The sequence below is a fragment of the Wenzhouxiangella sp. XN79A genome (genome assembly GCF_012272825.1).
In the GTDB taxonomy this organism is placed as follows: Bacteria; Pseudomonadota; Gammaproteobacteria; order Xanthomonadales; family Wenzhouxiangellaceae.
In genome coordinates this window covers 125,610-134,731 of sequence record NZ_JAAWWS010000156.1, presented here as the reverse complement: position 1 = coordinate 134,731, position 9,122 = coordinate 125,610, and the positions used below count along the sequence as shown (strand labels likewise).

The 9,122-nt window shown below is 70.3% G+C and carries 11 protein-coding genes; 3 read left to right on the top strand and 8 right to left on the bottom strand.

Annotated elements, in window-relative coordinates:
- Positions 1 to 168 precede the first annotated feature (168 nt).
- The 3 genes from hslU to HFP89_RS11595 form a co-directional block, all read right to left on the bottom strand.
- The gene (gene hslU / locus HFP89_RS11605; protein ID WP_168717822.1) at positions 169 to 1,509 is read right to left on the bottom strand and encodes an ATP-dependent protease ATPase subunit HslU; all 1,341 of its coding nucleotides are present in this window, start codon (positions 1,507 to 1,509) and stop codon (positions 169 to 171) included.
- The gene (gene hslV / locus HFP89_RS11600; protein ID WP_168717821.1) at positions 1,509 to 2,066 is read right to left on the bottom strand and encodes an ATP-dependent protease subunit HslV; all 558 of its coding nucleotides are present in this window, start codon (positions 2,064 to 2,066) and stop codon (positions 1,509 to 1,511) included. Before hslV ends, hslU begins: the two co-directional genes overlap by 1 nt.
- Positions 2,067 to 2,136: 70 nt before the next feature.
- Positions 2,137 to 3,636: a helicase HerA-like domain-containing protein gene (locus HFP89_RS11595; RefSeq protein ID WP_346775236.1), complete on the bottom strand. Its 1,500-nt coding sequence runs from the start codon at positions 3,634 to 3,636 to the stop codon at positions 2,137 to 2,139.
- A gap of 190 nt (positions 3,637 to 3,826) precedes the next feature.
- Between HFP89_RS11595 and HFP89_RS11590 the strand changes: the two genes are divergently transcribed.
- A complete protein-coding gene (locus HFP89_RS11590) occupies positions 3,827 to 4,084 on the top strand; it encodes a DUF2007 domain-containing protein (RefSeq protein WP_168717710.1) in 258 nt (85 codons plus the stop codon).
- A 333-nt stretch (positions 4,085 to 4,417) separates the two neighbouring features.
- Here HFP89_RS11590 and HFP89_RS16345 read toward each other — a convergent pair whose 3' ends face one another.
- Genes HFP89_RS16345 through HFP89_RS11565 form a run of 5 tightly spaced genes read right to left on the bottom strand, consistent with a single transcriptional unit; the run spans position 4,418 to position 7,640 of the window.
- Positions 4,418 to 5,395: a tyrosine recombinase XerC gene (locus HFP89_RS16345; RefSeq protein WP_346775235.1), complete on the bottom strand. Its 978-nt coding sequence runs from the start codon at positions 5,393 to 5,395 to the stop codon at positions 4,418 to 4,420.
- Positions 5,331 to 6,041 carry a DUF484 family protein gene (locus tag HFP89_RS11580; protein ID WP_168717819.1) on the bottom strand — a complete coding sequence of 237 codons (711 nt, stop codon included), beginning with the start codon at positions 6,039 to 6,041 and terminating at the stop codon, positions 5,331 to 5,333. Before HFP89_RS11580 ends, HFP89_RS16345 begins: the two co-directional genes overlap by 65 nt.
- Entirely contained in the window at positions 6,014 to 6,826 is an 813-nt protein-coding gene (dapF, locus tag HFP89_RS11575) for a diaminopimelate epimerase (protein ID WP_168717818.1), read from the bottom strand. Before dapF ends, HFP89_RS11580 begins: the two co-directional genes overlap by 28 nt.
- On the bottom strand, positions 6,823 to 7,485 hold the full coding sequence (locus tag HFP89_RS11570) for a class I SAM-dependent methyltransferase (RefSeq protein ID WP_168717817.1): 663 nt from the start codon (positions 7,483 to 7,485) through the stop codon (positions 6,823 to 6,825). The genes dapF and HFP89_RS11570 overlap by 4 nt, the downstream gene beginning before the upstream one ends.
- Positions 7,482 to 7,640, bottom strand: coding sequence for a hypothetical protein (locus tag HFP89_RS11565; protein ID WP_168717816.1), 159 nt, complete (start codon positions 7,638 to 7,640; stop codon positions 7,482 to 7,484). The genes HFP89_RS11570 and HFP89_RS11565 overlap by 4 nt, the downstream gene beginning before the upstream one ends.
- Between HFP89_RS11565 and HFP89_RS11560 the strand changes: the two genes are divergently transcribed.
- Both HFP89_RS11560 and HFP89_RS11555 read left to right on the top strand, forming a co-directional pair.
- A complete protein-coding gene (locus HFP89_RS11560) occupies positions 7,639 to 8,331 on the top strand; it encodes an alpha/beta fold hydrolase (protein ID WP_168717815.1) in 693 nt (230 codons plus the stop codon). The genes HFP89_RS11565 and HFP89_RS11560 overlap by 2 nt on opposite strands.
- The gene (locus HFP89_RS11555) at positions 8,328 to 9,074 is read left to right on the top strand and encodes a LytTR family DNA-binding domain-containing protein (protein WP_168717814.1); all 747 of its coding nucleotides are present in this window, start codon (positions 8,328 to 8,330) and stop codon (positions 9,072 to 9,074) included. Before HFP89_RS11560 ends, HFP89_RS11555 begins: the two co-directional genes overlap by 4 nt.
- The last annotated feature ends 48 nt before the right edge of the window (positions 9,075 to 9,122 follow it).

The window sequence follows — 9,122 nt, the reverse complement described above, 5'->3', positions numbered from 1 at the left end:
CCACTCGCCCGCATTATTCATTAATGAGCTCGCGCCCTTGCTTGGTCCTTGTCCGCACAGCGAATCTTCCTCGCTCGGAAATACAGCATGGTATTCCGCTCGGTCGGAACATCCCCTGTGCGAACAATTGCCGGCGCAATCATCGCGGCGATTCATGAACAATGCGGGCTAGAGAATGTAGCGGCTCAGGTCGTCGTCGGCGGCCAGGTCGCCGAGGTGCTCGTTGACGTAGTCGGCGTCGATCGTCAGCGTCTCGCCCGAGCGGTCCGGCGCGGTATAGGAGATCTCGTCGAGCAGCCGCTCGATGACGGTGTGCAGCCGGCGTGCGCCGATGTTCTCGGTGCTCTCGTTGACCGAGAAGCTGATCTCGGCGATGCGCCGGATCGCGTCCTCGCTGAAGTCCAGCGTTACGCCCTCGGTGGCCATCAGCGCGCGGTACTGCTCGGTCAGCGAAGCATCCGGTTCGGTCAGGATGCGCTCGAAGTCCTCGGCCGACAGCGCGCGAAGCTCGACCCGGATCGGCAGTCGGCCCTGGAGCTCGGGCACCAGGTCCGACGGTTTCGCCAGGTGGAATGCACCGGAGGCGATGAACAGGACGTGGTCGGTGTTGATCGGACCGTACTTGGTGTTGACGGTGCAGCCCTCGACCAGCGGCAGCAGGTCGCGCTGCACGCCTTCGCGCGAGACTTCGCCGCTGCTGCCGCCTTCGGCACGACGGCAGACCTTGTCGATCTCGTCGATGAACACGATGCCGTTCTGCTGGGCGTTGTCCAGGCCCTGCTGCTTGACCTCCTCGTCGTTGATCAGCGCGGCCGCTTCCTGCTCGATCAGCAGCGGCAGCGCGTCGCGGACCTTCATCCGGCGGGTCTTGCGGCGGTCGCCGGACAGGTTGGAGAAGACCTGCTGCAGCTGTTGGGTCATTTCCTCCATGCCGGGCGGGGCCATGATGTCGACGCCGATGTTCATCTGCACTTCGACGTCGATCTCCTTGTCGTTGAGCTCCCCGGCCAGCAGCTTCTGCATCAGTTTGCGGCGGGTGCCGCTCTGGTCTTCCACCGGTTCGACGGGCGAGTTGGCAAAGCCGCTGGTGGCGCGCCTGGGCAGCAGCAGGTCGACGACCCGCTCGCAGGCCGCGTCCTCGGCGCGCGAGCGCACCGCATTCATGGCCTGGTCGCGGGCCATCTTGATCGACACCTCGACCAGGTCGCGGATGATCGACTCCACGTCCTTGCCGACGTAGCCGACTTCGGTGAACTTGGTCGCCTCGACCTTGACGAACGGCGCGCGCGCCAGCGCGGCCAGGCGGCGGGCGATTTCGGTCTTGCCGACGCCGGTCGGGCCGATCATCAGGATGTTCTTCGGCGTGATCTCCGGGCGCAGTTTCTCGTCGACTTCCATCCGGCGCCAGCGGTTGCGCAGCGCAATGGCCACGGCGCGCTTGGCGGCGCTCTGGCCGATGATGTGGCGGTCCAGTTCCTGGACGATTTCGCGCGGGGTCATGTAGGACATCAGTCGGAATTCCCTGGTTCGAGGTCCAGCGTTTCGATCACGTGGTTGCCGTTGGTGTAGATGCAGATCTCCGACGCCACGCCGAGGGCCTCGCGGCAGATGGTCTCGGCGTCGGCGTCGGAATGGCGAAGCAGCGCGGTGGCCGCGGCCTGTGCATACGGCCCGCCGGAGCCGATCGCGATCAGCCCCTGTTCGGGCTCGATCACGTCACCGTTGCCGGAAATGATCAGCGAGGCTTCGTGGTTGGCCACGGCCAGCAGCGCCTCGAGCCGGCGCAGCAGGCGGTCGGTGCGCCAGTCCTTGGCCAGCTCCACGGCGGCCCGGGTCAGGTGGCCCGAGTGCTGCTCGAGCTTGGCTTCGAAACGCTCGAACAGGGTAAAGGCATCGGCGGTGGCGCCGGCGAAGCCGGCCAGCACCTGGCCCTTGTACAGCCGGCGCACCTTGCGCGCGTTGGACTTCATGATCGTGTCGCCGAGGGTGACCTGGCCGTCCCCGCCGATGACGACCTGGTGGCCTCGGCGAACCGAGACGATGGTCGTGCCGTGAAATTGCTCCATGCCGGGTTCCGTGCTGGACGTGAACCCGTGAAGTGGGGCCGGCCGGGCCCCGGCTCAAGCCGGACCGTGCTCAGCGCCCCCGCTTGCCGAACAGCCCCCCGAGCAGGCCGCGGCTGAGTTCGCGGCCCAGCGTCGTGCCGATCGAGCGCAGCGTGGATTTCAGCATCGCCTCGCCGGCGGACTGCCGGTTGGAGCGGCGTTCCGGTCGCGGCGCACTGGTCCTGGCGCTCGCCTCGGCCTGGGCGTCCGCTTCGGCCTGCGCCTGCGCCCGGGCCGCCGCCTCGGCGGCTGCTGCGGCCTGCCGGGCCAGCATCTCGTGGGCCGATTCGCGGTCGACGGCCTGGTCGTACTTCGGGCCGATCGGCGAGCGGGATCGGACCGCCGCGCGTTCCTCGGCCGACAGCACGCCCATCCGGCAGCGCGGCGGGGCGATCAGCGCCTGGTCGACCGGCTGCGGCACGCCCTTGTCGGCCAGCATCGAGACCAGCGCTTCGCCGACGCCGAGCGTGGTGATCGCCTGTTCGACGTCGATGGCCGGGTTCGGGACGAAGGTCTCGGCCGCGGCCCGCACGGCCTTCTGGTCGCGCGGGGTGAAGGCGCGCAGCGCGTGCTGGACCCGGTTGCCGAGCTGGCCGAGCACCTCGTCGGGCACGTCGTCGGGGTTCTGGCTGCAGAAGTACACCCCGACCCCCTTGGACCGGATCAGCCGAACGACCTGCTCGACCCGGTCCTGCAGCGCCGGCGGGCAGTCGTCGAACAGCAGGTGAGCTTCGTCGAAGAAGAACACCAGCTTCGGCGTGTCCGCGTCGCCGACTTCCGGCAGCTGCTCGAACAGCTCCGAGAGCAGCCACAGCAGGAAGGTCGAGTACAGCTTGGGCTTGAGGATCAGCTGCTCGGCGGCCAGTACGTTGATGATGCCGCGGCCGGACAGGTCCTGGCGCATCAGGTCGGTCAGCGCCAGTGCCGGCTCGCCGAAGAACCGCTCGGCGCCGTCGGTCTCCAGCCGCAGCAATGCGCGCTGGATGGCGCCGATGCTGGCGGTGCTGACCAGTCCGTACTCGCCGCTGATTTCCTTGCGGTGTTCGGCCACGTGGGCGAGCAGGGCGCGCAGGTCCTTGAAGTCGAGCAGCAGCAGGCCGTTCTCGTCGGCGACCCGGAAGGCCACGTTCAGCACGCCTTCCTGGGTTTCGTTGAGTTCGAGCATCCGGGCCATCAGCACCGGCCCGATCTCGGTGACCGTGGTTCGCACCGGGTGGCCGAGGTCGCCCCACAGGTCCCACAGCACCACCGGGTTCGGCTCCTGGACGTAGTGCTCGATGCCGATGGTCTCGATCCGTTCGTCGATCTTCGGGTGCGGGCTGCCGGCCGCGGCCAGCCCGGCGATGTCGCCCTTGGCGTCGGCGATGAACACCGGCACGCCCATCCGCGAGAAGCCCTCGGCCAGGACCATCAGGGTGACGGTCTTGCCGGTGCCGGTGGCCCCGGCGACCAGGCCATGACGGTTGGCGTAGCGCCCCTGCAGGCGAATCTGCTCGGCGCCCTTGCCGACGAGAATGGATGCGTCGCTCACGTGCGGTGTTCCCTTGCGTGTCCGGAGTACGATGGTACCCCTGACGCCCGATCGATGGCGCGCAGGCGCGTCGATGAGGACCGGCCGGCCGATCGCCTCGGTCCCGCGCCCTGGGCTGCGGCAGGGAAACACGCTGCCGTCGACCGATCTGCGGCAGAATCGGAAGCCACGCCGGAAGGAGAGCAATTGGATGGCCCTGGTCACGATCCGCAAGGTCCACGACGCCGCGCTGGCCCAGCTGGTCCGGATGAAGCTCGACGCCGAGGGCATTCCCGTCCACCTGGGCTCGGCCGGTCATGCCTCGCTGTTCGGCGTGCAGGACAGCTACAGCGCCATCCGTGTGCAGGTCCCCGAAACCTTCGAAGCCCGCGCCCGCACCATCGTGCACGAGCTCATGGCGACCCTCGAGGCGTTGCCGCCCGAGGCCGAAGAGGACGAAGGCGGCTGAGCGCCGGTGGTCGAGTCGGGTCTTTACCGCAGATGAGCGCGGATGAGCGCAGATGAAGGGCGGGGGAGTTCGCGGGGGCGGTGATGTCCGTGGACGCTCCGGTTCGAGTGGTCGGTTTCCGGTTTCAGGGTTCAGGGTTCAGGGTTCAGGGTTCAGGGTTCAGGGTTCAGGGTTCAGGGTTCAGGGTTCAGGGTTCAGGGTTCAGGGTTCAGGGTTCAGGGTTCAGGGTTCAGGGTTCAGGAAGAGCGATTCCGCCGGCTGCGCCGTTCGCTCTCGAGCCTTATCTGCGTTCAACTGCGGTTTCCTTCCCGCTTTTCCCTGTCCGAGTCCGGCTTAGCGGCGACCGCGGGCGCGGGGGTGGGTGCGGTCGTAGACTTCGGCCAGGTGCTGGAAGTCGAGGTGGGTGTAGATCTGGGTGGTGGTGAGGTTGGCGTGGCCGAGCAGTTCCTGGACGGCGCGCAGGTCGCCGGACGATTCGAGGATGTGCGAGGCGAAGGAGTGGCGGAGCTGATGCGGGTGGACGTGCTGGTCCAGGCCCTGCTCGCGGGCGCGCTGGGTGATCCGCTGCTGGATGCTGCGCACGCTCAGCGGTGTGCCGGTGCGGGTGGTGAAGATGATGTCCTGGCCGCCGCCGGTGCGCTCCAGGTGCACTGGTCGCCAGGCCGCCAGCGCGGTCAGTGCGTGCCGGCCGACCGGCACGATCCGCTCCTTGTTGCCCTTGCCGATCACCCGCAGCAGGCCCTCGCGCTCGTCGAGTCGCGACCAGCGCGCGTCGGCCAGTTCGCTGACGCGCAGGCCCGAGGAATAGCACAGCTCCATCAGCGCGCGGTCGCGCACGTCCAGCGGGCCGGTGCCGGGCAGCTCGAGCAGCTTCAGCACCTGGTCCGGGTCGAGTGTGGTCGGCAGCTTGCGACGGACCCGGGGCGCGCGCAGGTCGGCGGCCGGGTTGCCGGCCACCCGGCCTTCGCGCAGCAGCCAGCCGAACCACTTGCGGACCGCCGAGAGCCGGCGCTGGATCGTGCGCGGGTCGAGCCCGGCGCGCATCTCGGCGGCGGCGAAGCCGCGCAGCGCGTGGAGGTCGAGCTGGTCCAGGCGGTCGATGCCGCGCCGGCCGGCCCAGGCGACAAGCCGCTTCAGGTCGCGGCGGTAGGCATCGAGCGATCGGGCGCTGAGTCGCCCGGCCCGCTCGGCGTCGGCGAGAAAGGCGACGACCGCCTCGGCGACTTCGCCGGCCGGCGCCTCGGAATCAGGCGCGTCGGCGGCGCTCACCGTCGGCGGCCAGGGCGCGCAGGCGGTGGGCCAGCGTTTCACCCAGCAGTTCGAGAAACAGCGTGCCCATGCCGGGCTGGAAGCGGTCGTGGTCGCTTGCGCCGATCGCCAGCAGGCCGTCGTCGGCCAGCGGCACCAGCGCTGCCGAGCCGATGCCCTCGGCCTCGTCGCCGAACAGGAAATCGCGCTTGGCGCGGGTCAGCCGGCCGCATTCCGGTCGGCCTTCGTCGAGCAGGGCGCGCAGCCAGTCCGGGCGCTCGGCGGGCCAGCCCTCGATGTGCACGCCTTCGACGGCGACATCCGGTGCGTCGCTCAGGCGCAGGTGCAGGACCTCGGCGCTGAAATCGCGGGTCATCCGTCCGGCCAGTTCGTCGAACAATGCCACGGCGTCGGGCGCCTCGGCCAGGGCCAGGGTCAGCACGTGCAGTCGGCGGGTCAGGTCCTCGTTGCGGCCGGCGTTGGAAGCCAGTTCGGCCAGCTGCAGCTTGAGGCGGTCATTCTCTTCGACCAGTCGCCGGCTGCGGAACTCGGTCAGCGATACCGCGCTGTCGGCGTCCGGCAGCGAGAGCCGCTCGGCCAGTTCCGGGCGGTCGGCCAGGAAGCCGGGGTGGGCGGCCAGCCAGTCGGCGACACGCTCGGGGTCGAGGTCGGCGGAGGGGGTCAGTTCGGGGGCGTCGGGTTCGGCCATGCGATCCATCCTTCGAAAATCGGGCGGGCCGGGCCGGTGAGTCGGACCCGGGACTCGCCGGGTTGCCAATCTACCACAACGCTTCCGCCGGGCTGATCGACGCGCACCGGCCGGTCGACCTCGCCGGAGGCAATCATCGAGGCCGCGGCCGCGCAGGCGCCGCTGCCGCAGGCCGGGGTCGGCCCGGCACCGCGCTCGTGCACGCGCAGCGCGATGCGGTGGCGATCGACGGCGCAGGCCAGCCCGAGGTTCAGCCCGGCCGCGTCGGGCTCGGCGCGGAACGCGGCGGCCAGCGCTTCGGCATCGGGCGGTACGTCGACGCGCAGCACGCGGTGCGGGTTGCCCAACCGCACCTCGCGCCGTCCCGGCCCGCGTTCGAGCAGCTGCAGGCCGGGCAGCTCGGCGCTCCAGGCCGCCTGCCCGTCGATCGGCTCGGCGCGGTCGAGATGGACCGGACCGGCCGGGGTGGCCACCACCAGGCCGTGCTCGGGCAGTTGGTCGTGCGCGTCCAGCCACGCGGCCAGCGCGCGCATGCCGTTGCCGCACTGCTCGGCCGGGCTGCCGTCGGCGTTGTGGATGACGACCGCGAATGCCGCGTCATCACGGCTGGGGAGCAGCAGCAGGAACTGGTCGAAGCCGACGCCGAGGCGGCGGTCGGCGAGCCGGCGCAGGATGGCCGGGTCCAGCGGCGGCGTGGGCGCGCCGCTGCGCGCGTCGACCAGCATGAAATCGTTGCCGAGGCCTTCGAGCTTGGCGAACCGGACCGGCGCGCGGTCGGTGGTCATGCCGGCAGGCGACCGTGCACCAGCCAGTGTCGGTCGGAGACTCGCTCGACGGCCAGCGCAAGGCCGGCCTGAGCGAGCTGGTCGCGTACTTCCTCGGCGGTCCAGGCCGCGCACAGGCTGTTGAAGAAGTCTTCGCGCAGCACCTCGGGCTCGTCCCGGGCGTAGGCCTCGACCAGCGAGCGTGCCGCGGTCGGAGTGTCGGGACGGTCCAGGTCCATGACCTGCACGTAGGCGCCGGGTGCGGCGAGCTGGACGACGGCCTGCCACAGCGCGCTCGGGTCCGGCAGGTGGTGCAGCAGGCTGTTGGAGACCACGGCCTGGTAGGCCGACGAGGCCAGCGACGGGTCCGGCAGTCGGGCCAGACGATAGCGGATGCGGTCGGCGTGCGGTGAACCGACGGTGTCGCGCTCGGCCGTCTCGAGCATGTTCGGGCCGGCGTCCAGGCCTTCGATGGACCAGGCCGGCAGCGCGGCGGCGAGCCGCCGGCAGATGTCGCCGGGCCCGCAGCCGAGGTCGATCAGCGTGCCCGCCGCGGCCCCGGCCAGCGCCTCGGCGACGCGCTCGCTGAAGGCCCGGTTGCCGTCGGCGAAGTCGGCCGCGGCATAGGCCTCGACCTGGTCCTGGCTGTCCATGAGCTCGGGTTCGGGGATGCGCTTCATGCCTCGTCGTCCTCCGGCTCGCGGTCGTCGTCGGCCTCGGCCGGTGCGGCTTCGGGCAGCACCAGGTCGACCTTCAGCCCGCAACCGCCGAGCAGCAGCGCGGCAAGCAGCGCCGCGGACAGGATGCGGAGTGCAGCGGGTAGAATCCGTTGCATGAGCCACCTCGAATCGAATGAACTGGAATGCATCGTGACCGAAACCGGTCCCGACCCGTCCTGCAGCGTGATCTGGCTGCACGGGCTCGGCGCCGACGGCCACGATTTCGAGCCGATTGTACCGCAGCTCCGGCAGGCCACCGCGGGCCGTTCGGTCCGGTTCGTGTTCCCGCACGCGCCGGTCCGGCCGGTGACGGTCAACGGCGGCATGGCGATGCGCGCCTGGTACGACATCCTGGGCTTCGACATTGCCCGTGACCAGGATGTCGAGGGCATTGCCGACTCGCAGGCCAGGGTCCAGCGACTGATCGACCGCGAGATCGAAGGCGGCGTGCCGGCGGCGCGGATCGTGCTGGCCGGCTTCTCCCAGGGTGGGGCGATCGCGCTGCGCTGCGGGCTGGCGCAGCGCGAAACCCTGGCCGGCGTGATCGCGCTGTCCTGCTACCTGCTCGATGGCGACGGGCTGAGCCGCTGGTCGACCGAGGCCGGTCGCCGCGCGCCGGTGTTCATGGGCCACGGCAGCGTCGATCCGATCGTGCCGATGGCGCTGGGCCGGCACGCGGCCGAAGCGCTGGCCGCGGCCGACGTCGAGGTGCAGTGGCAGGCCTGGGTCATGCAGCACGGCGTGCATCCCGATGAAATCACCGCGATCGATCGCTGGCTCGACGCCCGTTGGCGAGCCGAGCGATGACGCCGGGTCCGGCGCGCCCGGTGATGGTGGTCGACGACGAGCCGCTGGCCGTCGAGCGCCTGGTCGGCCTGTTGCGCGGCGAGCCGGGTGTGCAGGTGGTCGGCTGTGAATCCAGGCCCGACCGCGTGCTCGAGCGCTGCCGCGAGCTCGTCCCCGATCTGCTGCTGCTCGACATCGAAATGCCCGGGATCGACGGCATCGAGCTGGCCCGTGCGCTGCGCGGGCTCGATTCGCCGCCGGCGGTGATCTTCGTGACCGCGCACGATGAGTACGCGGTCGACGCGTTCGACGTCGCGGCGCTGGACTATCTGGTCAAACCGGTTCGTCGGGAACGGCTGCGCGCGGCGCTTCAGCGCTTTGCGGCACGCACCGGCGGCGATCGCCCGGCCGACGACGCGGAGGGCCCGATGCTCTCGGCACGGGTCGGCGAGCGGCGGCTGCGGATTCCGCTCGACCAGGTCCGCGCGCTGTCGTCGGAAGACAAGTGCACCGTCGTGCATTCGACCGAGGGTCGGGCGCTGGCCGACGCCACGCTGAAGGAGCTCGAAGCGCGCCATCCCGAGCAGTTTCTGCGCGTCCATCGTGCGGCGCTGGTCAACCGGCGGCACGTTCGCTCGCTGTTTCGCGACGCCGGCGGCGTGGAGCGCGTCACGCTGGCCGGCATCGACTACCAGCCCGAGGTGTCGCGCCGCAACCACGCGGCCGTGAAGCGGCTGCTGACCGGCCACGATGACCCGCACTGAATCGCGCCCGAGATTCCAACCGAAACTCCGAACGAGACCCCGATGCCG

Coding starts and splice junctions, on each gene's coding strand:
- HFP89_RS11555 (WP_168717814.1), top strand. CDS start 8,328: ATGACGCCGGGTCCGGCGCGCCCGGTGATGGTGGTCGACGACGAGCCG.
- hslU (WP_168717822.1), bottom strand. CDS start 1,509: ATGTCCTACATGACCCCGCGCGAAATCGTCCAGGAACTGGACCGCCAC.
- HFP89_RS11590 (WP_168717710.1), top strand. CDS start 3,827: ATGGCCCTGGTCACGATCCGCAAGGTCCACGACGCCGCGCTGGCCCAG.
- HFP89_RS11565 (WP_168717816.1), bottom strand. CDS start 7,640: ATGCAACGGATTCTACCCGCTGCACTCCGCATCCTGTCCGCGGCGCTG.
- HFP89_RS11580 (WP_168717819.1), bottom strand. CDS start 6,041: ATGGCCGAACCCGACGCCCCCGAACTGACCCCCTCCGCCGACCTCGAC.
- HFP89_RS11570 (WP_168717817.1), bottom strand. CDS start 7,485: ATGAAGCGCATCCCCGAACCCGAGCTCATGGACAGCCAGGACCAGGTC.
- hslV (WP_168717821.1), bottom strand. CDS start 2,066: ATGGAGCAATTTCACGGCACGACCATCGTCTCGGTTCGCCGAGGCCAC.
- dapF (WP_168717818.1), bottom strand. CDS start 6,826: ATGACCACCGACCGCGCGCCGGTCCGGTTCGCCAAGCTCGAAGGCCTC.
- HFP89_RS11560 (WP_168717815.1), top strand. CDS start 7,639: ATGAGCCACCTCGAATCGAATGAACTGGAATGCATCGTGACCGAAACC.